Below are 23,500 nucleotides of genomic sequence, written 5' to 3'. Positions count from 1 at the left end.
TCCGTCATCCCGGCTCAAGGCCGGGGTGACGTTTGTTAATAAATACATGAAATTAAATGATTTATTTTGATTTGGTCACATTGGTGCCAAACCTTCACTCGTGTGAACTTCGTGAACTTTGCGCAGGCGGCTGGGCAACGCCCGCCCATTCTGCCAGCATAGTGTGATGTATCCCTCCTGCCCCCCAGCAAGCCGTTGACCGAAGACGACGATATCCTGAAGCTCGATCTCGAGGGCTGGGAAGGGCCGCTCGACCTGCTGCTCGCGCTCGCCCGCTCGCAGAAGGTCGATCTCAAGCAGATCTCGATCCTCGCGCTGGTCGAGCAATATCTCGTCTTCATCGAGCAGGCGCGCTCGCTGCGGCTCGAGCTGGCGGCGGATTATCTCGTGATGGCGGCGTGGCTCGCCTATCTCAAATCGGGCCTGCTGCTGCCGCGCGACCCCGAGGTCGAGCCGAGCCCCGAGGAACTGGCGCTCCGCCTGCAATTGCGGCTCGAACGGCTCAACGCGATGCGCGAGGCCGGCGCGCGGCTGATGGCGCGCGACCGGCTCGGGCGGGACGTCTTCCGCCGCGCTGCGCCCGAAGGGTTGCGCACGGTGCGCAAGGCGCGCTGGACCGCCGAAATCTATGATCTGATCGCGGCTTACGGGCGTATCTCGGCGCGTACCCGCCCGGTGATGCACGTCGTCCACGATCGCCAGGTGATGACGCTTGAGGCGGCGATCGAGCGCGTCTCGGCGCTGATCGGCAGTACGATCGAATGGGCGTCGATCGAGCGGTTCCTCCCCGACGGCGCGTCGGGCACCTTCCGCAAATCGGCGCTGGCGTCGAGCTTCCTCGCCGCGCTCGAACTGGCGCGGCAGGGGCGGGTGGAGCTCGCGCAGAAATCGCCCTTCGCCCCGCTCTACCTGAGGGCCTCGGCATGACCCCGCCCGACGATCTCGCTCGCGCGGTCGAGGCGGTGCTGTTCGCCGCGACCGAGCCGATGACCCCGGAGGCGATTCGCGCGCATGTCGGCGAGGGGGATATCGTGGCGGTGCTCGGTGCGCTGGCCGCGGATTATGCCGGGCGCGGCATCAACCTCGTCGACCGCGGCGGGCGATGGCATTTCCAGACCGCGGCCGATCTCGCCCATCTGCTGCGCCGCGATCGCGAGGAGGCGCGCAAGCTCTCTCGCGCCGGGATCGAGACGCTGGCAATCATCGCCTATCACGAGCCGGTGACCCGCGCCGAAATCGAATCAATCCGCGGGGTGCAGATCTCGAAGGGCACGCTCGACGTGCTGATGGAGGCGGGCTGGGTGCGCCCCGCGGGGCGGCGCGAGGTGCCGGGCCGACCGCTGATGTTCGCGACGACGCCGGGATTCCTCGATCATTTTGGACTTGAAAGCCGGCGCGACCTGCCCGGGATCGACGATCTGAAGGCCGCGGGATTGCTCGATCCGGTCGATCTCGCCTTCGATCAACTCGCGGTGGAAAAAGACGACGATGATGACTAGGGCCCGTGGCGTCATGCCGGACTTGACCCGGCATCCAGGGCAACCGGCGCCGGTCCTTGCGGCTCTGGATGCCGGGTCAAGCCCGGTATGACGGTGAATGAGGTAGCCAGCCCGCTCACGGCGTTGTCCTGAGCGCGTTTAGACCCTAGATACAGGGTTCGCTTATCAGGAGAGCCGTCATGGGCACGTTTGGCCCGCTGCATTGGATCGTCGTCGCCATCATCGCCATTCTTCTCTTGGGGGGCGGGCGCTTTTCGAACCTGATGGGTGACGTCGCCAAGGGCGTGAAGAATTTCAAGAAGGGCATGGCCGAGGAGGACGAGGACGTCCCCGCCAAGCCGGCCGCGCGGATCGAGGCGCAGCAATCGGTGCGCCCCGCCGAGACGATCGTGCAGGACGAGAAGGCGCGCTGATCGGCCGACGCCCTCAGCCCGCTCCTTTGCCGTTCCCCTCGCGCCGCCGGCCCGCTCATGCTTGATTTCAATTTCTCCGAATGGGCGGTCGTCGCGCTTGTCGCGCTGGTCGTCATCGGGCCGAAAGACCTGCCCAAGGCGATGCGCGTCCTGGGCTATTGGGTCGGCCGCGCCCGCTCGGTCGCGCGCCAGTTCCGCGCCGGCTTCGACGAGATGATCCGCGAGGCCGAACTCGCCGAGATGGAAAAGAAGTGGAAGGAAGAGAATGAACGGATCATGCGGCTGCATCCGTCCGACTCTTCCGCCGATACCCCCGATTATCCGCATCCGTTGCCAGCCGAGACGGCGACCGACGGCGAGGATGCGCCACCGGTGATGGTCGAGAAACCGGTCGTCGCGCCGCCGCCGGCACCCGCCGATGAGGCGCATCCGCCGGTCGAGAGCAAGCCCGCGTCATGAAGGACATCGACGACACCAAGGCGCCGTTGCTCGAACATCTGATCGAGCTGCGCCGGCGGCTGCTCTACAGCATCGCCGCGCTGATCCTGGCGTTTTTCGTCTGCTATTATTTCGCCGAGGATATTTTCGGCGTGCTGGTCCGCCCGTTGCTCCAGGCGGGGCAGACCAAGCTCATCTACACGCAGATTTTCGAGGCGTTCTTCGTCAAGGTGAAGGTCGCCTTCTTCGCCGCGATGATGCTGTCCTTCCCGGTGATCGCCAACCAATTGTGGCAGTTCATCGCGCCCGGCCTCTATCGCAAGGAAAAGCGCGCGTTGCTGCCGTTCCTGCTCGCGACGCCGGTGCTGTTCTGCCTCGGCGCGTCGATGGCCTATTTCATCGCGGTGCCGATGGCGCTGCATTTTCTGCTGAGCTTCCAGGGCAATATCGGCGGGGTGAACCAGGAGGCATTGCCCGCGATCGGCAATTACCTGTCGTTCATCATGCAATTCCTGTTCGGCTTCGGGATCGCCTTCCTGCTGCCGGTGCTGCTGATGCTGCTGGAACGAGCGGGGATCGTGACGCGCAAGCAATTGGTGAGCGCGCGGCGCTACGCGATCGTCGCCGCCTTTGCGATCGCCGCGGTGCTGACCCCGCCGGACGTGGGATCGCAACTGCTTCTCGCGATCCCCTTGTGCTTCCTCTACGAACTCGCGCTGATCGGGATCTGGTTCACCGAGCGCCGTCGTGCACGTGACACGACGGGCGAAGGTGAGATTGTTCCAGGCGAGTAAGCGTTACTTCGCCGCCTTGGTGACCGTCTGGCCGACCGACGAGACGTCGCGGCCGACGCCCTGAACCGTGTTGCAGCCGGCGAGCAGCAGCCCGGCAGCGATTGCGGTGAATCCGATAATCTTGCGCATGGCGAACCTCCTGAAAGCGCGGGACCGCACCGGTCTTACGGCGATTTTGGGAAACCCGCAAAAATGAAGGCCCGAAAGCGCCACCGGGGGGGAGTGACGACGCTTTCGGGCCTGTGACCTGGATAGCGAGAGCGGGGGGGCATGATTTCGCTATCCGAAGAGCAGAACGACCGTTGTGAAGCGCGGTTCCGTCCATCGTAAAAAAAAGTCAATTCGCGGGTCGACGGCGTTTCGCGGTCATTCGAGCCCGAGAATAGTGATCGCGATCGCATATTCGCCGATCGCGGCATCATAATCGAGCGGCGCGCGCAATTGGCGCGACAGCCCTTCCATCACCCGCCCGTAGCGCTGGCTGAGCCGGGCGACGAGCGTTTCGCTTTGGATCAGCGCGGGGGAGGAGATGCGCAGGATCGCACGATCCGCCTCGCCAGGCGCCGGCTTCAGCGTGATGCGGATCTGCGCCTCGCGATCGCACGCCATCGCCAGTTCGACCGCCTCGGTGACCAGAAAGGCGATCGGGACGGCGACATCCTGCCCGACGAAGAAGGGATCGAGATCGAGCGCCAGCCCGACCCGGCTTCCCTCCGGCGCGGTCGCGCGGATGCTGGTGGCGAGTTCGCTGATCACCGGGCGCAGCCCGAGCCCGCGGTTTTCCTCCAGCTCGGCGAAATGGTGGCGATGCACCACCGCCAGCGCATCGACGCGGCGCTGGATCGAGGCATAGGCCTGCGTCACCTCGGGCGTCCGCGCGCTGCGGGCGTGGAGGTTGATCAGGCTGGAGATCACCTGGAGGTTGTTCTTCACACGATGATGCACCTCGCGCGTCAGGCGGGTCTGGCGCACCAGCCCCTCGGCCAGCCCGGCCTCGTGCAGCGAGACGGTGCGGGTGAGGGCGCGGAACGTATCGCCCAACTCGCGGATCTCCTGCGCGTGGAGCGTGCGCAGGATTGCCGGATCGAGCTCCTCGCCGGGGTGGAGCGCGGCGATATCGGTGCGGAGCTGGCGCAACGGGCGCACCAGCAGGCGATCGACCACGAACCACGAAATCCCGGCCGCCGCGGCCCACATCAGCAACGGCAGCAGCAGCGCGATGACCAGCGACGAGGTGATCGGGGTGCGCCGCATCTCCATTTCCAGCGCCAGCCCGGCGATGCCGAGATCGGTGCGGTTGGCGCTGCGCCGTTCGAGCGCGGATTCGCGCGGCATGGCGTCGATCACCAGCCGTTCGTTGCCCTTGACCAGCGAGAGCTGATAGGACTGGATGGCGCCGCTCGGCCGGCTGAGGTTGGCGAGGAATTCGGTGGGGAAAAAGGCCGCGCCGAACATCCCGTGCCGGTTGGACGCGATGCCGAGCAGCAGCCCGCGCCCCGGCACCAACCGCGCGAAGACGATCGCGTGCCTGGCCTGGCTCGCGACATCACGCGCGCCGGGGAAGGAAACCCCGCACACCGCCCGCCCTTGCCGATCGAAGATGACGAACCGGGTGCCAATCGTCGATTGCTGCGCAAAAACGCCCTGCGCGCGCGCGCAGCTCGGGCCGTTATGCGGATCGAGCTCGAGCGCATCGACCGCGGCGTGGAGCGCGGTCATGTCGCCGATGAGCTCGATCGCCATCGCGCGGCTGCTTTCGTTGGAGGCGAGGCGCAGCCCGGCGCGCGATTCGGTGTCGGCGATGCGGGTCGTCTGCAAGGTGGCGAATACCGCGATCACCGCCAGCGGCAGCAACGCCACGCTTAGGATCACGAATAATTTGGCTCCGGTCGGCCAGCGCGCGACGAAGATTCGCGCCAAGGCTGTCGCCGAGCCGGGATATCCTGCGTTCCCAGCCATTTCGGCTACGATCTAGTCGAGCTTGCCGAGCAGCGACAGCATCTCGTCCGGGATCGCTTCCTCGACTGTCTTTTGATAGATCGAGCGCAGGGCCGAGCCCATATCGCGGTCCTTGCGCTGGACCGCCGCGCCCTTCTGTCGATCCGGTTTTTTTGCCTGATCGTCCGAACTCAACACATGCCCCCCGGAACCGCCCGACCGTCGGGATTCTAAAAGACGCGGTTGCCAGAAACCGCAAGGCCCCGCACACACATTGTGCGGTGAGCATAATGAAACCAAAAACCGGCTCGTTGGTTCCACTTGCCGGTGACAAATTCGCCGGTTGGCCGCAGGGCCGGTCGGCGGGCGATCGGTTGCCGTGTTATCGCGTTTGAATCGGCCGGCGAGGCAAGGGCGCCTCCGGCCCTGTGAGGAGAAACCACCGCCAATGTCGCTTGGACAACAGCTTGCGCCGCATCTTCCGTTTCTTCGGCGTTACAGCCGCGCGCTGACGGGCAGCCAGTCCCAGGGTGACCAATATGTCCGTGCGACGCTGGAGGCGATCGTTGCCGCGCCGGCGGAATTCCCGCGCGATGTCGATCCCCGGCTCGGCCTTTATCGTACCTTCCAGGTGATCTGGGGGTCGGCGCATATCGAGGGCACGGCGAGCGCCGATGCCAGCGAGCATGAGAGCATCGCGCGTGCGCGGCTGGCGCGGATGACGCCGCTGTCGCGGCAGGCGCTGCTGCTGACCGCGATGGAGGGGTTCACCCCCGAAGACGCTGCCTATCTGATCGATGTCGAACCCGAGGAGGTGGAAGAATTGGTTGCGGAGGCGATGACCGAAATCGAAAAGCAGACCCGCGCGCGCGTATTGATCATCGAGGATGAGCCGATCATCGCGATGGACGTCGAGACGATCGTGCGCGATCTGGGCCATGAGGTGACCGGCGTCGCGGTGACCCGCGACGAAGCGGTCGCGCTGGCGATGGAGGACCGGCCGGGACTGGTGCTGGCGGATATCCAGTTGGCCGACGACAGTTCGGGAATCGACGCGGTGAAGGATATTCTCGCCGAATTCCAGGTACCGGTGATCTTTATCACCGCTTTCCCGGAACGCCTGCTGACCGGCGAGCGGCCGGAGCCGACCTTTCTGATCACCAAGCCATTCCAGCGCTCTACCGTGAAAGCCGCGATCAGCCAGGCATTGTTTTTCGATCAATCGACCGTGCCCGCCGAATGAGTTGATACGGACCCAAAACGGTTGTTGTTCGTTGGTGTTCTATGGCGGACGAAAACGAAACGGTACACCGCAGCACGGAACAGGCTAGAGCTGGTGCAACACCGCATATGACGCGGTATATCCTCGGTTTTTCCCTCGTGCTGGTGGTGGTGATCTTTGCGATCCTCGTGCTCGTGCGGGTCTAGTCGCCTCGACGGCGGCAGCGTGGCAGGCGGGTGGCAAATTGCGCCTGCACGCCTATCTTATAAATACAGACCGGGCAGAGCCGGTTGCGACGGGGAATGATCGCGACATCATGACGCAAGATCCATCGCAGGATGATGGGGCGGATGTGACGTCGCCTGCCGGGCACGTCGCGCTTTCCGACCCCGAGTTCAAGGCCGAGCTGGCGCAGGTCATTCCGCACCTGCGCGCCTTCGGCCGATCGCTTTCGGGTAACCGCGATCTCGCGGACGATCTGGTGCAGGAGACGCTGCTCAAGGCCTGGGCGGCGCGCAAGCGCTTTCAGGCCGGCACCAATATGCGCGCCTGGACCTTCATCATCCTGCGCAACCTTTATCTGTCGCAGATGCGGCGCTCGCGCTTCCGTGGCGAGTGGGACGATCTCGTCGCCGATCGGCTGCTCGCCGCGCCGGCGGGGCAGGACAAGCATGTCGAGCTTGCCGACATGCAGCGCGCCTTGCTGATGCTGCCGCAACCGCAGCGCGAGGCGTTGATCCTCGTCGGTGCCGGCGGCTTCGCTTATGAAGAGGCGGCCGAAATCTGCGGGGTTGCGGTCGGCACGATCAAGAGCCGTGTCGCGCGCGGCCGCGTCGCGCTCGAGGCGCTGATGAGCGGTCGCGACATGACCGGCCGCACCGGGCAGAAGGGCGACGATTCGGGTCGCACGACGCTCGATACGATCATGCACGAAGTGGACGAACTGAGCCGGGATCGCTGAGCGTTTTTGCGAAACGGGCTCTTATCGTCATGCCGGGTCTAGCCCGGCATGACGTGTGGAATGAGAACAGGCGCGATCTGTCTTCCGCTTATTCCAGCCGATACAGCCGATCGAGCAATCCGCGCATCGAATCCGGCACGGGGGGCGGCTGGAAGGCGCGGCGCAGCGATTCGCCGATGCCGTCGCTGCGCTGCGGCGGCGATACGACGAATCCCGCGGCGGGCGAGACGTCGGACGAGGTAAAACGACGTTCCATCCTCGCGAAAACGGTTGAACGCCGATGAAGTTTCTCGGCAGGTAGCGCCGGCCATGAATGATATCGTCCAAATCGCTCCCGCCGTCGCGAAAAACGCGCTCGATCGCGCCCGCGACAATGCGCCGTTCCTCGCGATGCTGCTCGATCGCGAGCCCGACCTCGCGGCGACGCTGGCGCAGGGCGCGCTGCCGCTCGGTGCGGCGGCGAGGTTCGGCGAGGGACCGGTGAGCCAGTCGCTGCGGCTCGCGCGGCGCCGGCTTGCGCTGGTCGCGGCGGTCGGCGATCTTTCCGGCGCGCTCGATCTTACCGCGGTCACCCGCGCATTGTCCGATTTCGCCGATGCCGCGCTCGATCGTGCGATCCGCGCGGCGATCGAGGAGCGTACGCCGGGCGCCGAACCGGTCGGCTTCGCCGCGATCGCGCTCGGCAAACAGGGCAGCCGCGAACTCAATTATTCCTCGGACATCGATCCGATCCTGCTGTTCGACCCCGAGACGCTGCCGACCAAGCCGCGCGAGGAACCGGTCGACGCCGCGGTCAGGATCGGGCGGCGCGTCGTGGAACTGCTCCAGACGCGCGATGGCGACGGCTATGTGCTGCGCGTCGACCTCAGGTTGCGCCCGTCGCCCGAGGTGACCCCGATCGCGATCCCGATAGAGGCGGCGATCACTTATTACGAATCGCAGGCGCTGCCGTGGGAGCGTGCCGCCTTCATCCGCGCGCGTGCCTGCGCCGGCGATATCGCGCTCGGTACGCGCTTCCTCGACGCGATCCGCCCGTTCGTGTGGCGGCGCAGCCTCGATTTCGGCGCAATCGGCGAGATCGTCGACATCACCCGCCGGATCCGCGATCATCATTCGCAGGGCCAGGCATTCGGCCCTGGCTATGATCTGAAACGCGGGCGCGGCGGAATCCGCGAGGTCGAATTCTTCGCGCAGATCCACCAGTTGATCCACGGCGGCCGCGATCCGGCGCTGCGCGTCGGCAATACCCGCGAGGCGCTCGCGGCGCTGGCGGAGGCCGGGCGGATCGACCCCGACGACGCGCGCGCGCTGACCGCGGCCTATGAGGCGCTGCGCACGATCGAGCATCGCGTCCAGATGATCGACGATCGCCAAACGCATCATCTGCCGACCGGCGACGCGCTCGATCGGGTCGCGCGGCTCGACGGGCGTGCCGATGGCGCGGCGCTGCTCGATCACCTCCGTCCGCATGTCGAACGGGTGGCGGCGGTGTTCGACGTGCTCGCCGCGCCGGCCGACACCGCTTTGTCGAGCGATCCGGCCAAGCTGGTCGAGCAGCTCGCCGCGCTCGGTTTCGCCGATGCGGAGGGGGCCGCGGCGCGGATCGGATCGTGGCGCTCGGGGCGCTATCCCGCGCTGCGCAGCCCCGCGGCCAAGGCGGCGCTGGAGGCGGTGCTCCCGGGGATCGTCGCGGCGGTCGCGGACGCGCCGGTGCCGCAGGCAGCATTGCAGCGCCTCGATACGTTGCTTGAGCGATTGCCGAGCGCGATCAACATCTTTCGCTTGCTGGAGGCGCGGCCGGCACTCGCCAATCTGCTCGCCACGGTGCTGAGCCACGCCCCGACCCTGGCTGACGAACTGTCGCGCCGCCCCGATCTGCTCGACGGGCTGATCGACGCGACCGCCTTCGCCCCGGTCGGCAGCGTCGCCGAACTGGTCGCCGAGATGGAAGCGGTCGAGCGCGGCGCCGATTATCAGGCGCGGCTCGATCATGCGCGCCGCGTCGTCGGCGACAAAAGGTTCGCGCTGGGGACGCAGATCATTGCGGGCGTCGCCGATCCGCTGGAGGTTTCCGCGGGTTACGGCCGGGTCGCCGAGGCGGCGATCGAGGCGCTGGCGGCGGCGACCGTCGCCGAATTCACCATCGCGCACGGCCGCGTGCCGAACAGCGAATTCGTCATCCTCGCGCTCGGCCGGATGGGCGGGGGCGAGCTGACCCACGCCTCCGATCTCGATCTGATTTATCTGTTCACCGGCGATTTCGCGGCGGAATCGGACGGCGCCAAGCCGCTCGGCGCGACGCTCTATTACAATCGGCTGGCGCAGCGCGTCACCGCGGCTCTGTCGGTCGCGACGGCGGCGGGGCCGCTCTATTCGGTCGATACCCGGCTGCGCCCGTCGGGGGCGCAGGGGCCGCTGGTGGTCAGCCTCGATTCGTTCGCGCGCTATCAGCGCGAAGAGGCGTGGACCTGGGAGCATATGGCGTTGGCCCGCGCCCGCCCGGTGTTCGGCTCGGCCGCGGCGCGCGCGGCGCTCTCGGCGGAGATCGCGGCGGTGCTGGCGGGCGCGCGCAAGCCGCACGACGTGGTGAACGATGCCGCGAACATGCGCGCCGAAATGGCCGCGCATAAGCCGCCGGCGGGGCCGCTCGACGCCAAGTTGCTGCCGGGCGGGCTGGTCGATCTGGAATTCGCGGTCCACACCTTGCAACTCGAGCACCGCACCGGGTTCGATCCGCGGCTGGGGCGGGCGATCGACTTGCTCGGCGCGTTGCTGCCGGCCGGAATGGGCGCGGCGCACGATCTGTTGACGCGGCTGCTCGTTACGCTGCGGCTGGTCGCGCCCGATGCGCAGGAGCCGGAGGCGGCGGCGACGCGTGCGCTGATCGCGCGCGCGCTGGGCTATGAGGATTGGGCGGCGGTGCTTGCCGGCTTCGCCGCGGCGCGGCAGGAGGTGCGCGCCGCGTGGCTAGGAGTGAGCAATGGATAAGCTTCCCGACCTGACCTTGGTCGACCCCAACGGCGCCCCGGTGCGGCTCGCCGCGCTGCCGCGACCGCTGGTGGTCTATTTCTACCCCAAGGACGATACGAGCGGCTGCACCCGCGAGGCGCAGGACTTCTCCGCGCTGGCGGACGATTTCGCCGCGGCAGGCGTGGCGCTGCTCGGCATCTCGAAGGACAGCCCGAAGCGGCACAGCAATTTCATCGCCAAATATGACCTTAAGGTGCCGCTGGCGAGCGACGAGGATGGCGCGGCATGCGAGGCGTTCGGCGTGTGGGTCGAAAAGTCGCTCTACGGCCGGAAATATATGGGGATCGAGCGCGCGACCTTCCTGTTCGGGAAGGAAGGCGCCTTGGTCCGGGCGTGGCGCAAGGTGAAGGTGCCGGGCCACGCCGCCGCGGTGCTGGCGGCGGCGAAGGAGGTTTGAGGCGCCCCGTCATCTCAGCTTTCGCTGGGATGACGGAGGCTTGTATTTCCTTATTTCGCCGCTTCGACCCGGCGCGGGCGGCGGCGCATCACGCCGGCGACGGCGCCGAACCCCATGATCATCATCGCCCAGGTGCTCGGCTCCGGCACGGTGCCGACCGGCGGCTCATAGGCTTTGAGCGACACGCCATCGAGCATCGCGATCGGCGGCTGGCCGTTGGGCGTGCCCTCCGCGAGGAATGTCAGCACCTGCGACGTTGCCGATGCGACGAAGGTCATCGACTGCTTTTGCCAATCGCCGACCGCACCCTCCGCGAGCAGGAATTTGTCCGAATATTGGACGTCGTTCCCGAACGATACTTTCCACTGTTCGGTGGTCGGCCCGACGCGATCGATCTGCTGGCCGGCGGCCTGCCAGAAAGTGAGCGTATATTTCTCGCCGACCGTCAGACCTTTCACCGTCTGATATAGCGTTCCGTTGAAATCGGTATCGGCGTCGGCGAGGATGAAGTCGCCGCCGTCGGGGCTCGTCTTCGGGAACGGACCGTAAACGGTTAAACCACTGCCGGTCTGGACGTCGGCCGTGCCGGGCGTGGCAATAAATGTCAAGTTGTGCTGAAAATTGTACTGGTCGATCCGATTTTGATAAGACCAGTCGGCGAGGCCGGCATAGAATATCCACTGCTTTGTGCCGTCCGAAACCGTGTTATTCTCGAACGAGCCATTCTTGATAAGTTCTACGGCGGCGAATGCAGGCGTAGGCAAGATCATCGCCGCGAGCGCGGCCATCGCAAAATTCTTCATTTCCATCACCCCGATAATGTGCCGTGAGGGAATAATGCGGCACCCTTGGGGATGATATAAATCACAAGGTGCGAATAGTACGGCGTAAAAGGTTGTAAACTAAGTAACGGATCGTTTACGGAATCCAGCATTGAGGCATTTGCTTTGTCTCAGTCGCTTGACAGTCCCGCATTTTCCGATCCGCGCGTCGCCCGATTCAGGCGTCGCCGGTCTCCGCCCGCCAATCCCCCGATCGCCCGCCGCTCTTGGCGAGCAACCGAACGCCGTCGATCCGCATCGCGCGGTCGAGCGCCTTGGTCATGTCGTAGATTGTCAGCAGAGCGACCGAGACCGAAGTCAGCGCTTCCATCTCCACCCCGGTCTTGCCGTCGGTCGCCGCGGTCGCGGTGGCTTCGACATGATCCGCGCCGACCGTCAGATCGAGCGACACGCGGGTGAGCGGGAGTGGGTGGCACAAGGGGATCAGCTCGCTCGTCCGCTTGGCCGCCATGATCCCCGCAACCCGCGCCACCGCGAGCACATCGCCCTTGAGCGCGGCGCCATCGCGGATCGCGGCGGCGGTTTCGGGGGACATCAGGATGCGGCCGGTCGCCACCGCCTCGCGCCGCGTTACTTGCTTGTCGCCCACATCGACCATATGCGCCGCGCCGGCATCGTCGATATGCGTGAGCCGCGTCATCCGATCAGCGCCCGCGTCGCCGCCTCGACATCGGGCTGGCGCATCAGCGATTCGCCGATCAGGAAACAGCGCACGCCATGCGCGGCCATCGCATCGAGATCGCCGCGGGTGGTGAGCCCGCTCTCCGCGACGAAGGTGCAGCCCGCCGGCGCGCGGCCGACCAGTTCGTAGGTCCGCGCGAAATCGACCGTGAAATCGCGCAGGTCGCGGTTGTTGACGCCGATCAGTCGCGACTTGAGCTTGAGCGCGCGCTCCAGCTCGTCGGCGTCATGGACTTCGACCAGCACGTCCATCCCGCGCTCGATCGCCGCCGCTTCGATCTCGGCCAGCGCCACATCGTCGAGCGCCGCCATGATCAGCAGGATCGCATCGGCGCCGATCGCGCGCGCTTCCGCCGCCTGCCACGGGTCGACCATGAAATCCTTGCGCAGCACCGGCAGGTCGCACGCCGCGCGCGCCGCGACCAGATAGGCCTCGCTGCCCTGGAAATAATGCGCGTCGGTCAGCACCGAGAGGCACGCTGCCCCGCCGGCCTGATAGGCGCGGGCATGCGCCGGAGGATCGAAATCGGCGCGGATCAGCCCCTTCGAGGGGCTCGCTTTCTTGATCTCGGCGACGAGGCCGTAACCCGGCGCGCGATCGAGCGCGGCGCGGAACCCGCGCGGGGCGGTCTGCTCGCGCGCGCGCGCATCGAGATCGCCGAACGACGCCTTAGCGCTGCGGCTGCGCACCTCGTCGCGCTTGGTGGCGAGGATCCGGTCGAGAACGTTGCTCATGCCCAGGCGATCCAGCGGTCGAGCAGCGCATTGGCGGCGCCTGAATCGATCGCTTCCGCCGCGCGCGCCACACCCGCGGGCAGCGTCGCGCCGTCGAGCGCCAGCGCGGCGGCGGCATTGAGCAGCACCGCGTCGCGATAGGCGCCGCGCTCGCCGCCGAGCAATCGGCGCAGGGCAGCGGCGTTATAGTCGGGGTCGCCGCCGTGGATCGCCGCGATCGGGTGACGCGGCAGCCCGGCGTCCTCCGGCGTGATGCGATCGGGCAGCGCGACCGCGCCGACCGATACCGCGATCGTCGGCCCGGCGCCGGACACTTCGTCGAGCCCTTCCTCGCCCGAGACGACCAGCGCCGCCTCCGCGCCCAGCTCGGCCAGCGCGGCGGCATAGACCGGGGCGTAGTCAGGGCGGGCGATGCCGATCAGCTGGCGGCCGACCCGCGCCGGATTGGCGAGCGGCCCCATCAGGTTGAAGATCGTGCGCTTGCCGATGTGGCGGCGGATCGGGGTGATCCGCTTCATCGCCGGGTGGTGATTCGCGGCGAACAGGAAGCAGATGCCGAGCTCGGCGAGCGTCTCCTCGGCGCACGCCCCGGCGCGATCCATATCGAGCCCGAGCGCCTCGAGCGTGTCCGCCGCGCCGGCCTTGGACGAAGCGGCGCGGTTGCCGTGCTTGGCGACCGGGACGCCGCACGCTGCGACGACGAGGCTGACCGCGGTGGAGACGTTGAGCGTGTGATGCCCGTCGCCGCCGGTGCCGCAGACGTCGATCGCATGCGCGGGGGCGTCGATCGGGATCAGTCGTTCGCGTAGCGCGCGTGCCGCCTCGGCGATCTCGATCTCGGTTTCGCCGCGGTCGCTCAGCGCGATCAGGAAATGCGCGATCGCTTCGTCGCTGGCGCCGCCGTCGAGGATATCGGCAAAGGCCTGCGCGGCACCGGCGCGATCGAGCGGCGCGGCGGGATCGGGCAGCGGGCCGAAATCGGTCATGCCCCGGTCGTCTTCAGAAAATTGGCGAGCAGCGCGTGGCCATGTTCGGTGGCGATGCTTTCCGGGTGGAATTGCACGCCGTGGATCGGCAGTTCGCGGTGGCGCAATCCCATCACCGATCCGTCGGGCGCAGTGGCGTTGACCAGCAACGTATCGGGCACGTCCTCGACGATCAGTGAGTGATAGCGCGTCGCGGTGAATGGCGAGGGCAGCCCGGCGAATATTCCGGTGCCGTCGTGGGTGACCGGGCTGGTCTTGCCGTGCATCAGCCCGCCGCGCACGACATGTCCGCCGAAATGCTGGCCGATCGACTGGTGCCCCAGGCACACGCCGAGCAGCGGGCGGCGCGCCTCGGCGCAGGCGGCGACGAGATCGAGGCTGATCCCCGCCTCGTTCGGGGTGCACGGGCCAGGCGAGATCAGGAAGCCGGTGGCGTTGCTCGCCAGTGCCTCGGCGGCGGTCAGCGCGTCGTTACGCACCACGCGCACCTCGGCGCCCAGCTCCATCAGATAATGGACCAGGTTCCAGGTGAAGCTGTCGTAATTGTCGACGACAAGGATCATTACAGCGCCGCCTTAGGGGGCAAAGTCAGTTACGGCAACGACTGTTGCTGCAACGAAACATCGGGTAATCCGAAGGCTACGTTCGGCCGGGATACAAGCCCCGCAGGGGACGTTAGGATATAACAGGAGTCTCGCATGTTACGTCCCCTGATCACCGTCGCCCTCGCCGTACTGCCGGCCGCGGCGCTTGCGGCGCAGGCAAGCCAGCCCGCGCCCGCCAAGGCGCCGGCGGAGACGGTGCATCAGGAGGCGCAGGCCGAAACCGGGCAGCCGCCGAAGCGGATTCGCAGCGTGACGTTGAGCGGCACCGAGAAATGCCCGCCGTCGACCTCGACCGAGGTGGTGGTGTGCAATCGCATCGACCCCAACGAACAATATCGCGTCCCCAAGGAATTGCGCCGCCCGCCCGAAGTGCCGGCGAAGAACCAGAGCTGGGTCAACCGCGCCCAGCAACAGGATGAGGTGGGCCGCACCGCGGGCGGCTTGCCCAATACCTGTTCGGCGGTCGGCACGGGCGGGCAGAGCGGCTGCGCGCAGATGAACGCGCGGCAATGGTATCTCGAGCGGCAGGCGATCAAGCGCGCGCAGCAAGAGGGCACGAATCCGCCGCCGCAGGATTGAGGCCGCTTGCGTCCCCGCGAAGGCGGAAGCCCATCGGGGGTAACGCCTTCGCGGGAGCACAATTGAGAGAGGGTGGCCCCGGGCTATTATACATCGTCATGCCGGGCTTGACCCGGCATCCAGAGTCTCAGGCGGTGTCCTTTGTGGCTCTGGATGCCGGGTCAAGCCCGGCATGACGGATAAGAGGCGAAGGCGGCGGATGAAGATTGGCGGCTTGTGTCGCGAGGCATCGTGCCGCAAGAGCGGCGACCGATGCGTCCTGATCGTCAACGCCCCATGATGTCCGCCGCACGCGTGCGGAGCGACCGCGCGTGACCGCTGAAGCCGGCCTCGCCGCTTTGTGGCTCGCCGCCGCGCTCGCCGGGCTGCAATTGCTGCTCGCGGGGCTTGCGGTGAAGCGCGGCGAGGCGACCTTGCTCGGCGCGGTCCGCCCGGTGGCGATCGTGCAGGGGATCATGGCGCTGATCGCGATGGGCGCGTTGATCGCGGTGTTCTGCGCCTCCGACATGTCGGTCGCGCTGGTGGCTGAGAACAGCCATTCGGCCAAGCCGATGCTGTACAAATTCGCCGGCGCCTGGGGCAATCACGAAGGCTCGATGCTCTTGTGGGTGACGATCCTCGGACTCGCCGGGGGTGCGGTGGCGCTGTTCGAGCGGCGACTCGACGAACGCACCTTGATCGCCACGCTCGGTGGGCAGGCCGCGATCGCGCTCGGCTTCTACGCCTTCCTGCTGTTCGCCTCCAACCCGTTCGGCCGCGCCGATCCCGCGCCGCCCGACGGCGCCGGGCTCAACCCGTTGCTGCAGGACCCCGGGCTCGCCTTCCACCCGCCGACGCTCTACATCGGCTATGTCGGCCTGTCGGTTGCTTTCTCCTTCGCGATCGGCGCCCTGGTGACGCGCGATGTCGGCCCGGCGTTCGCGCGGGCGATGCGGCCGTGGGTGCTGGGGGCGTGGATCTTCCTGACGCTCGGCATCACCGCGGGCAGCTATTGGGCCTATTATGAGCTCGGCTGGGGCGGCTGGTGGTTCTGGGACCCGGTGGAGAATGCCTCGCTGATGCCGTGGCTCGCCGCGACCGCGCTGCTCCATTCGGTCACCGTGCTCGCGACGCGCGACGGCCTGCGCGCCTGGACGGTGATGCTCGCGGTGGTCGCTTTCTCGATGTCGATGATCGGCACCTTCCTCGTCCGTTCGGGCATTCTCACCAGCGTCCACGCCTTTGCGGTCGATCCCGAGCGCGGGGCGTTCATCCTTGCCTTGCTGGCGATCTATATCGGCGGCGCGCTCGCGCTGTTCGCGTTGCGCGTCGGCACGGTGCGCGCGGGCAACACCTTCGAATTCCTCAGCCGCGAGGGCGGGCTGGTGATCAACAACCTGTTGCTCTCGGTGATCCTCGGGCTGGTGCTGATCGGCACCTTCTACCCGATCGTCGCGGCGGCGATGGGGACGCAATTGTCGGTCGGGCCGCCGTTCTTCGATGGCACCGCGGGGCCGATCGCGCTGGTGCTGGTCGCGGTGATGGCCGCCGGGCCGCTGCTGCGCTGGCGCCGCGACGATATGCAGGCGGTGCTCGAACGGCTGATGCTGCCGATCGCCGCGACTTTGTTCGCGGGCGCCGGGGTGTTCGTGCTGTCGTCCAAGCCGGTCGGCGCCTTGTCGCTCGCCGGGCTGGCGCTCGCGGCGGGGCTGGCGGTGGCGAGCGTCGCGCCCTTGTGGAAGCGCGATCTGCGCCGCGCGCCGCTGTTCCTCTACGGGATGGTCGTCGCGCATCTCGGCATCGCGGTGACGCTGGCCGGCATGGCCGCCTCGACCACCTGGACCGAGGAGCGGCTGGTCGCCGCGCGGGTCGGCGAGCCGGTGCAGGTCGGCCCGTTCAGCGTCACCTTCGAAGGGGTGAATCCGGTGCTCGGCGCCAATTGGTCGGCGCTTGAGGCGCGGCTCGCGGTCCAGCGCGGCGAGGATGGCGCGACCTTCTATCTCCGCCCGCAATCGCGCTTCTTCGCCAACCCCGTCACCAATACCAGCGAGAGCGCGATCGCGACGACGCTCGACGGCCAGCTCTATACCGTGCTCGGCCAGCCCGATAACGCCGGGCGCTGGCAGCTGCGCTTGTGGTGGAAGCCGTGGGTGACGTTGATCTGGCTCGGCGGGGCGATGGTCGCGATCGGCGGGGCGCTGTCGATGCTCGGCCATATCCTGCGCGAGCGTCGCGCGACGCGGCGTGCGATGGAGGCGGCCTGGGCATGAGGCGCTGGTTGCTTTGGCTGCCGCTGCTCGCGCTGCTGGTCGTGCTCGGGTTCGCCGCGCGCGAGCTGATGAAGCCGGCCGATCGCACCGTCTATTCGGCGATGGTCGGCCAGCCGGTGCCCGATTTCGCGCTGCCGCCGCTCGTTCCGGGCAAGCCGGGGGTCGCCGCTGCCGAATTCCGTGCCGGCCAGCCGCGGCTGATCAATATCTTCGCGAGCTGGTGCATCCCGTGCATCGCCGAAGCGCCGCAACTGATGCGGCTCAAGGAAATGGGGGTGCCGATCGAGGGGATCGCGATCCGCGATACCCCCTCGGCGGTGACCGCGTTCCTCGCGCGCAACGGCGATCCCTATCGCGCGATCGGCGACGACAAGGTGAGCCGCGTCCAGCTCTCGCTCGGCTCGTCGGGGGTGCCCGAGACGTTCATCATCGACGGGCAGGGCAAGATCGTGAAGCAGCATGTCGGCGATATCCGCGCCGACGAGGTGGACGCGATCTATCAGGCGTGGCGCGCCGCGCGATGAGGCGCGCCGCGCTCCTTGCGCTGTTGCTGTGCGCCGCGCCGGCTGCGGCGGATTCGGGGCTGCCGCCCGCTGCCTTGGCCTATACCCAATTGCCCGATGCCGCGCAGGAGGCGAAGGCCAAGGCGCTGATGGAAACGGTGCGCTGCGTCGTCTGCCAGGGCCAGTCGATCGCCGACAGCGATGCCGATATGGCCGGCGACATGCGCGCGATGATCCGCCAGCGCATCGCCGCCGGGGAGACGCCGGCGCAGATCCGCAAATGGCTGATCGCGCGCTACGGCGATTATATCACCTATGATCCGCCGCTCTCGGCGGTCACCTTGCCCTTGTGGCTGGCGCCGCTGGTGCTGCTCGGATTGGGCGCGTGGATCGCGCGCGCGAGCTTCCGGCGGCGGCGGAGAACGAACGAGTAGAACCACCTCTCCCCGTTCGGGCTGAGCCTGTCGAAGCCCTGCACTTTCTTCCTCGCAAAGAAGGGCAGCCCTTCGACAAGCTCAGGGCGAACGGGGAGAGTTTGCGTCCTCCAATTTAGCCCGCACGAATAAGCTGGATTCCGCCCCGACTCTCCCATAGCCTGCGTCGCAGAACAAAAGTTACGTAGCAAGGAGAGACGCTTCATGGGCGAGAAGCTGCGATTCGGCACGTTCATCGCGCCGTTCCACCCGTTGCGGGAGAATCCGACTCAGGCGATCGAGCGCGATCTCGATCTGGTCGTCCATCTCGACAAGCTCGGCTATGACGAAGCGTGGATCGGCGAGCATCATTCCGCCGGTTACGAGCTGATCGCCAGCCCCGAACTCTTCATCGCCTTCGCCGCCGAGCGGACGCGCAACATCCGGCTCGGCACCGGGGTGTCGTCGCTGCCCTATCACCACCCGCTGATGCTGGCGGACCGCATCAACCAGCTCGATCACATGACGCGCGGGCGGGTGATGTTCGGGGTCGGGCCGGGGGCCTTGCCCTCCGACGCCTTCATGATGGGCATCCCGGTGGCGAAGCAGCGCGACCGGATGGACGAGGCGCTCGACGTGCTGGTGCGGCTGCTGCGCGGCGAGACGGTGACGCGCAAGACCGACTGGTTCGAGCTCGCCGAGGCGAAATTGCAGATGACGCCCTATACCCGCCCCTCGGTCGAGATTGCGGTGGCGAGCCAGGTGTCGCCGACCGGCGCGCAGGCGGCGGGGCGCAACGGGGTCGGCATCCTGTCGATCGGCGCGACGCAGACCGGCGGGTTCAACGCGCTCGCCTCCAATTGGGCGATCGCCGAAGATGTCGCGCGCGAGAACGGCAAGACGATGGACCGCAGCCGATGGCGGCTGGTCGGCCCGATGCACGTCGCCGCGACGCGCGAGGAGGCGCGCGCGCAGGTGCGCTTCGGGATCGAGGACTGGCTCTATTATTTCCGCGAGGTCGCCGCGCTGCCGCTCGCCCCGACCGAGGGCGATCCGATCGATGCCCTGGTCGACAACGGCATGGCGGTGGTCGGGACGCCCGAGGATGCGGTTCGCCAGATCGAGCGGCTCCAGCAGCAATCGGGCGGGTTCGGCGCGTTCCTGACGCTCGACACCAATTGGGCCGAATGGGACGCCAAGAAGAAATCCTACGAGCTGATCGCGCGCTACGTGATGCCCAAGTTCCAGGATCTCAACATCAACCGCGATACCTCGCTCGCCTGGGCGCGCGACAACCGGCCGCGCTTCATCGGCGAGGCGCAGGCGGCGGTCGGCGCGCGGGTCGCGCAGCATATCCAGCAGAAGGGCACCGAGAATATCCGCCCCGAAATCCTCGCGGCGATGGAGCTCGACAAGAAAACGGACGCGGCAGAATGAGGGCGGTCGTCCGCCGCGGCGCGTCGCTGGTACTCGATAGCGTCCCCGATCCGACGCCGGGCGCGGGACAGGTGCTGGCGCGCACCCTGTGCTGCAGGATCTGCGGCTCCGATCTTCATGCCGTGCATGCGATGGAAACAATGGTCGAACTCGGGCGGCGCAGCGGCGAGCCTGCGCTGATCGATCCGACCCGCGATATCGTCTTCGGCCACGAATTCTGCGCCGAAATCCTCGATCACGGCCCCGATACCGACCGGCGATTGAAGGCGGGGACGCGGGTCGTCGCAATGCCGGTGGTCGCCACCCCGCAGGGCTTCGAAACGGTCGGCTATTCGAACCGCTACCCCGGCGGGTTCGGCGAGGCGATCGTGCTGACCGAGCCGATGCTGCTCGCGGTCCCCAACGGCCTCGGCGACGTCCAGGCGGCGATGACCGAGCCGTTCGCGGTCGGCGAACATGCCGTGGCGGAAAGCGATGCGGGGCCGGATACCGTCAATCTCGTTGTCGGCTGCGGCCCGGTTGGGCTGGCGGTGATCGCCGCGCTCAAGGCGCGCGGGCTGGGGCCGGTGATCGCGTCAGACTATTCCCCCGCGCGGCGCCGCGTGGCCGAGGCGTTCGGCGCCGATGTGGTGATCGATCCGGCGGCGGAAAATCCGCATTCCCGCTGGAGCGCGCTGGGGGTGCCGCATTCGCGCACCGAGCGGTCGGTGCTCGCGCTGACCGGCAATACCGGCAAGCGCGCGGTGATCTTCGAATGCGTCGGGGTGCCCGGGGTGATCCAGTCGCTGATCGAGGCGGTACCGGTGGGGTCGCAGATCCTCGTCGTCGGGGTGTGCATGCAGACCGACGCGATCGAGCCGTTTCTGTGCATCAACAAGAGCCTCGAGCTCAAATTCGTGCTCGGCTACACCCCCGAGGAATTCGCCCGCACGCTCCATCATATCGCCGAAGGGGTGATCGACGTGCGCCCGGCGATCACCGCCGAAGTGGGGCTGGAGGGCGTCGCCGATGCCTTTCGCGCGCTCGGCGATCCCGAGGCGCAATGCAAGATGGTGGTGCGTCCCTAGGAGAGCGACACATGCGGCTGGTCAGCGATCATATCGTCGAGGGGCGCGAGGGGCCGACATTCGGCCAGGTCTATCCCACGCTCCTCGACGTCGATCTTTCGGACATCTATGCCTTCACCAAGGGGCAGCCCTGGGCGGACTATGCGCGGATGCGCGCTGAGGCGCCGGTGATGTGGCACCCGATGCCGCGCAGCGGGGTCGGCTTCTGGGCGGTGACGCGGTTCGAGGACGTCAAGCGCGTCAACGGCGATCCGGAGACGTTCAGCTCCGAAAAGGGCGGCATCCTGATGGCGCTGGGGCCGGAGGAGACGCGCCACCCGACCTTGTTCTCCGCCTCGACCAATTCGATGATCAACCTCGATGCGCTGCCGCATCGCCAGCTCCGCAAGGAGCATATGCCCTATTTCACCGCGACCTATATCAGGGGCCTGCGCGAGCGGGTGGCAGGGGAGGTGACCCGGCTGCTCGACGCGATGGCGCCGCTCGGCACCTGCGACATGGTCGAGAAGTTCAGCCAGCGGCTGCCGATCTTCACTTTGTGCGAGATGCTCGGGGTGCCCGAGGCGGATCGCGAGCGCTTCATGGGCTGGATCCATTTCCTCGAAATGGCGCAGCAGGTGGCGATGGAGCAGATCGACCAGCTCGACGGCCTGTCCGAACCCAGTCCGCAGATCGCGGCGTTCATCGAGCTGTTCAACACCAATGTCGCGGATATGTTCGATTACGGCCGGCATATGCTCGCCAAGCGTCGCGCCGATCCGCAGCCCGATCTGATGAGCGCAATCGCCAATGCGACCGTCGACGGCGAGCATCTGCCCGATCCCTATCTCGACGGCGCGTGGCTGCTGATCGTTTTCGCCGGCAACGATACGACGCGCAACTCGCTGAGCGGGGCGATGAAATTGTTCACCGAAAATCCCGAGCAGAAAGCCCGGCTACAGGCCGACGGGAGCCTGTTGAGCAATGCGGTGCATGAGATCACGCGGATGGTCTCCCCCGTCATCTACATGCGCCGCACCGCGACGCGCGATACCGAGATCGGCGGGCAGCGCATCGCCGAGGGCGAGAAGGTGATCATGTATTATGGCGCGGCCAATCGCGATGATGCGATGTTCGCCGATGCCGATCGCTTCGATATCACCCGCGCCAATGCCGAGAAGAATATCGCCTTCGGCTACGGCCCGCATATCTGCATCGGGCGGATGACCGCGCAATTGCAGCTCGAGGAAGCCTATCGCCAGATCTTCGCGCGCTTCCCCGATATCCGCTGGACCGGCGAGATGGATATCGCGCCGAACAATTTCGTCCATGCGGTGCGGCGGCTGGAGGTGGCGTTTACGCCGGCGTGACCGAGGTCAAATCAGGGGCTCCCCTCCACCGTTCGGGCTGAGCCCGTCGAAGCCCTGCACTTTCTTCGCGAGGAAGAAGGGCAGCCCTTCGACAAGCTCAGGGCGAACGGGGACTTACGGCATACGGTGGAGCGCGCAGAGCTTGTTGCCGTCGGGATCGCGCAGATAGGCGAGATAGAGGTTCATCCCGCCGCCCGAGCGGACCCCGGGCGCATCCTCGATCGCGGTGCCGCCCGCCGCGACCCCGGCCTGGTGCCACGCATCTGCCTGCGCCGGCCCGTCCATCGCGAAGCCGATCGTGCTGCCGTTGCCGTGCGTCGCGGCTTCGCCGTCGATCGGCTTGGTGATCATGAAGATACCGCCGTTGTGCAGATAGACCAGCCGGCCCTTCTCGTCCTGGATGCCCGGCTTGCCGCCGACCGCGCCGAATACGGCGTCGTAGAATTTGCGCGAACGATCGAGATCGTTCGAACCGATCATCATATGGCTGAACATCGTGCCTCTCCCTAGAAAACGCGAGTCGCGGGATGTTTCCCGGAGCTTCCGGCATAGGCGCGATACGCGCCACGGCAAGCGATATCGCGGTAGGAGAAATAGTTGCTGGCGTGCGAGCAGCGGCGAGGATTAGAGCGGCTCGATCGAACCCTTTCCGTCACCGGCCTTGAGCCGGGGTCCATCGGGAGGCAAAGGCTGGACAAGAGGTTCTTGCCGCTGAGCATGCGGCACGATGGACCCCGGCTCGGCCTGCCCTGAGCGCCTGCCTTGCAGGCAGTCGAAGGGCCGGGGTGACGGTGTGGTGGGCGCAGAGGAAGATCGCGAATATGACGGGCAAGGCAGCGATTGACGGGCTGGATCGCGGCGTGCTGCTCGAGGCGCTGATCGCATTGGCGGAGGCCGCCGGGGACATCGTGTGGCGGCATTTCGTCGAGGGCGCGACGGTCACGATCAAGCCTGACGAATCCCCCGTCACCGCCGCCGATCACGCCGCCGAGGCGGCGATCCTTGCCGGGCTTGCCGAGGTTGCCCCGCACATCCCGATCGTCGCCGAGGAAGAGGCCGCCGCCGGGCGCGTGCCCGATGTCGGCGGCGCCTTCTTCCTTGTCGACCCGCTCGACGGCACCAAGGAATTCATCCGGCGCGGCAATGATTTCACGGTCAATATCGGGCTGATCGAACAGGGCGCGCCGACGATGGGGGTGGTCTATGCCCCCGCGCGCAACGCGCTTTATTGGGGCGACGCCACGATCGGGCAGGCGTGGCGCGCGGATCGCGCACCGGACGCGCCACGCGCCGCCGAGCGCAGGATCGCGGTGCGCGATCCGCATACGCCACCCTGCGCGGTCGCGTCGCGCAGCCACGCCG

27 protein-coding genes are annotated in these 23,500 nt (G+C 67.0%); 17 read left to right on the top strand and 10 right to left on the bottom strand.

The window, feature by feature from the left end; all coding sequences use genetic code 11:
* The first annotated feature begins 195 nt into the window (after positions 1–195).
* The 5 genes from BGN95_RS20495 (at position 196) to tatC (ending at position 3,144) form a co-directional block, all read left to right on the top strand.
* Positions 196–927, top strand: a complete 732-nt coding sequence (locus BGN95_RS20495; protein WP_179512141.1) for a segregation and condensation protein A — start codon at positions 196–198, stop codon at positions 925–927.
* The gene (gene scpB, locus BGN95_RS20490) at positions 924–1,499 is read left to right on the top strand and encodes an SMC-Scp complex subunit ScpB (RefSeq protein WP_286773838.1); all 576 of its coding nucleotides are present in this window, start codon (positions 924–926) and stop codon (positions 1,497–1,499) included. Before BGN95_RS20495 ends, scpB begins: the two co-directional genes overlap by 4 nt.
* Positions 1,500–1,678: 179 nt before the next feature.
* Positions 1,679–1,912, top strand: coding sequence for a twin-arginine translocase TatA/TatE family subunit (locus BGN95_RS20485; RefSeq protein WP_179512139.1), 234 nt, complete (start codon positions 1,679–1,681; stop codon positions 1,910–1,912).
* 57 nt (positions 1,913–1,969) lie between these two features.
* Positions 1,970–2,371 carry a Sec-independent protein translocase protein TatB gene (tatB, locus tag BGN95_RS20480; RefSeq protein WP_179512138.1) on the top strand — a complete coding sequence of 134 codons (402 nt, stop codon included), beginning with the start codon at positions 1,970–1,972 and terminating at the stop codon, positions 2,369–2,371.
* Entirely contained in the window at positions 2,368–3,144 is a 777-nt protein-coding gene (gene tatC, locus BGN95_RS20475; RefSeq protein ID WP_265271461.1) for a twin-arginine translocase subunit TatC, read from the top strand. Before tatB ends, tatC begins: the two co-directional genes overlap by 4 nt.
* 3 nt (positions 3,145–3,147) lie before the next feature.
* Here tatC and BGN95_RS20470 read toward each other — a convergent pair whose 3' ends face one another.
* From BGN95_RS20470 to BGN95_RS20460, 3 genes are all read right to left on the bottom strand, one after another.
* A complete protein-coding gene (locus BGN95_RS20470; RefSeq protein WP_179512136.1) occupies positions 3,148–3,273 on the bottom strand; it encodes an entericidin A/B family lipoprotein in 126 nt (41 codons plus the stop codon).
* 237 nt (positions 3,274–3,510) lie between these two features.
* A complete protein-coding gene (locus BGN95_RS20465; RefSeq protein WP_353744726.1) occupies positions 3,511–5,016 on the bottom strand; it encodes a sensor histidine kinase in 1,506 nt (501 codons plus the stop codon).
* Positions 5,017–5,115: 99 nt separating this feature from the next.
* Positions 5,116–5,277: a NepR family anti-sigma factor gene (locus BGN95_RS20460; protein ID WP_286773836.1), complete on the bottom strand. Its 162-nt coding sequence runs from the start codon at positions 5,275–5,277 to the stop codon at positions 5,116–5,118.
* Between the two features lie 253 nt (positions 5,278–5,530).
* On the opposite strand from BGN95_RS20460, the gene BGN95_RS20455 reads away from it, so the two are divergent.
* Together BGN95_RS20455 and BGN95_RS20450 are read left to right on the top strand one after the other, a co-directional pair.
* A complete protein-coding gene (locus BGN95_RS20455) occupies positions 5,531–6,325 on the top strand; it encodes a response regulator (protein ID WP_179512134.1) in 795 nt (264 codons plus the stop codon).
* Between the two features lie 295 nt (positions 6,326–6,620).
* Positions 6,621–7,265, top strand: a complete 645-nt coding sequence (locus BGN95_RS20450; protein WP_265271468.1) for a sigma-70 family RNA polymerase sigma factor — start codon at positions 6,621–6,623, stop codon at positions 7,263–7,265.
* 88 nt (positions 7,266–7,353) lie between these two features.
* Here the strand turns inward: BGN95_RS20450 and BGN95_RS20445 are convergent, their stop codons facing one another.
* Positions 7,354–7,521: a hypothetical protein gene (locus BGN95_RS20445; protein ID WP_265271470.1), complete on the bottom strand. Its 168-nt coding sequence runs from the start codon at positions 7,519–7,521 to the stop codon at positions 7,354–7,356.
* 53 nt (positions 7,522–7,574) lie between these two features.
* Here BGN95_RS20445 and BGN95_RS20440 point away from each other — a divergent pair, with 53 nt between their 5' ends.
* The gene (locus BGN95_RS20440) at positions 7,575–10,253 is read left to right on the top strand and encodes a bifunctional [glutamine synthetase] adenylyltransferase/[glutamine synthetase]-adenylyl-L-tyrosine phosphorylase (protein WP_286773835.1); all 2,679 of its coding nucleotides are present in this window, start codon (positions 7,575–7,577) and stop codon (positions 10,251–10,253) included.
* Positions 10,246–10,692: a peroxiredoxin gene (locus BGN95_RS20435; protein WP_286773834.1), complete on the top strand. Its 447-nt coding sequence runs from the start codon at positions 10,246–10,248 to the stop codon at positions 10,690–10,692. The genes BGN95_RS20440 and BGN95_RS20435 overlap by 8 nt, the downstream gene beginning before the upstream one ends.
* Before the next feature lie 50 nt (positions 10,693–10,742).
* On the opposite strand, the gene BGN95_RS20430 is transcribed toward BGN95_RS20435, so the two are convergent.
* The 5 genes from BGN95_RS20430 to BGN95_RS20410 all read right to left on the bottom strand — a co-directional run bounded on the left by BGN95_RS20430 (position 10,743) and on the right by BGN95_RS20410 (position 14,499).
* Entirely contained in the window at positions 10,743–11,480 is a 738-nt protein-coding gene (locus tag BGN95_RS20430) for a PEPxxWA-CTERM sorting domain-containing protein (RefSeq protein ID WP_286773833.1), read from the bottom strand.
* A gap of 211 nt (positions 11,481–11,691) precedes the next feature.
* Positions 11,692–12,174 (bottom strand): cyclic pyranopterin monophosphate synthase MoaC, encoded by a 483-nt coding sequence (gene moaC, locus BGN95_RS20425; RefSeq protein WP_286773832.1) that lies wholly within the window; start codon positions 12,172–12,174, stop codon positions 11,692–11,694.
* Positions 12,171–12,950, bottom strand: coding sequence for an indole-3-glycerol phosphate synthase TrpC (trpC, locus tag BGN95_RS20420; protein ID WP_265271480.1), 780 nt, complete (start codon positions 12,948–12,950; stop codon positions 12,171–12,173). Before trpC ends, moaC begins: the two co-directional genes overlap by 4 nt.
* Positions 12,947–13,936: an anthranilate phosphoribosyltransferase gene (gene trpD / locus BGN95_RS20415; RefSeq protein WP_179512125.1), complete on the bottom strand. Its 990-nt coding sequence runs from the start codon at positions 13,934–13,936 to the stop codon at positions 12,947–12,949. Before trpD ends, trpC begins: the two co-directional genes overlap by 4 nt.
* On the bottom strand, positions 13,933–14,499 hold the full coding sequence (locus BGN95_RS20410) for an anthranilate synthase component II (protein WP_265271482.1): 567 nt from the start codon (positions 14,497–14,499) through the stop codon (positions 13,933–13,935). The genes trpD and BGN95_RS20410 overlap by 4 nt, the downstream gene beginning before the upstream one ends.
* 135 nt (positions 14,500–14,634) lie before the next feature.
* On the opposite strand from BGN95_RS20410, the gene BGN95_RS20405 reads away from it, so the two are divergent.
* The 7 genes from BGN95_RS20405 (at position 14,635) to BGN95_RS20375 (ending at position 22,138) form a co-directional block, all read left to right on the top strand.
* Entirely contained in the window at positions 14,635–15,120 is a 486-nt protein-coding gene (locus BGN95_RS20405; RefSeq protein WP_179512123.1) for a hypothetical protein, read from the top strand.
* A gap of 311 nt (positions 15,121–15,431) precedes the next feature.
* Entirely contained in the window at positions 15,432–17,369 is a 1,938-nt protein-coding gene (locus BGN95_RS20400) for a heme lyase CcmF/NrfE family subunit (protein ID WP_265313667.1), read from the top strand.
* Entirely contained in the window at positions 17,366–17,893 is a 528-nt protein-coding gene (locus BGN95_RS20395; protein ID WP_265271487.1) for a DsbE family thiol:disulfide interchange protein, read from the top strand. The genes BGN95_RS20400 and BGN95_RS20395 overlap by 4 nt, the downstream gene beginning before the upstream one ends.
* Positions 17,890–18,306, top strand: coding sequence for a cytochrome c-type biogenesis protein (locus tag BGN95_RS20390; RefSeq protein WP_265313666.1), 417 nt, complete (start codon positions 17,890–17,892; stop codon positions 18,304–18,306). Before BGN95_RS20395 ends, BGN95_RS20390 begins: the two co-directional genes overlap by 4 nt.
* Positions 18,307–18,510: 204 nt before the next feature.
* Entirely contained in the window at positions 18,511–19,722 is a 1,212-nt protein-coding gene (locus BGN95_RS20385) for an LLM class flavin-dependent oxidoreductase (protein WP_286773831.1), read from the top strand.
* The gene (locus tag BGN95_RS20380) at positions 19,719–20,789 is read left to right on the top strand and encodes a zinc-binding dehydrogenase (protein WP_286773830.1); all 1,071 of its coding nucleotides are present in this window, start codon (positions 19,719–19,721) and stop codon (positions 20,787–20,789) included. The genes BGN95_RS20385 and BGN95_RS20380 overlap by 4 nt, the downstream gene beginning before the upstream one ends.
* Before the next feature lie 11 nt (positions 20,790–20,800).
* A complete protein-coding gene (locus tag BGN95_RS20375; protein WP_286773829.1) occupies positions 20,801–22,138 on the top strand; it encodes a cytochrome P450 in 1,338 nt (445 codons plus the stop codon).
* Positions 22,139–22,252: 114 nt separating this feature from the next.
* On the opposite strand, the gene BGN95_RS20370 is transcribed toward BGN95_RS20375, so the two are convergent.
* On the bottom strand, positions 22,253–22,633 hold the full coding sequence (locus BGN95_RS20370; protein ID WP_265271496.1) for a VOC family protein: 381 nt from the start codon (positions 22,631–22,633) through the stop codon (positions 22,253–22,255).
* A 326-nt stretch (positions 22,634–22,959) separates the two neighbouring features.
* Here BGN95_RS20370 and BGN95_RS20365 point away from each other — a divergent pair.
* Positions 22,960–23,500, top strand: a 541-nt coding sequence (locus BGN95_RS20365; protein ID WP_286773828.1) for a 3'(2'),5'-bisphosphate nucleotidase CysQ family protein, incomplete at its 3' end; no start/stop codon positions are given.

This window comes from Sphingomonas sp. 66-10, from assembly GCF_001897045.1.
Lineage (GTDB): Bacteria > Pseudomonadota > Alphaproteobacteria > Sphingomonadales > Sphingomonadaceae > Sphingomonas > Sphingomonas lycopersici.
This window is presented reverse-complemented; position numbering and strand designations above follow the sequence as displayed.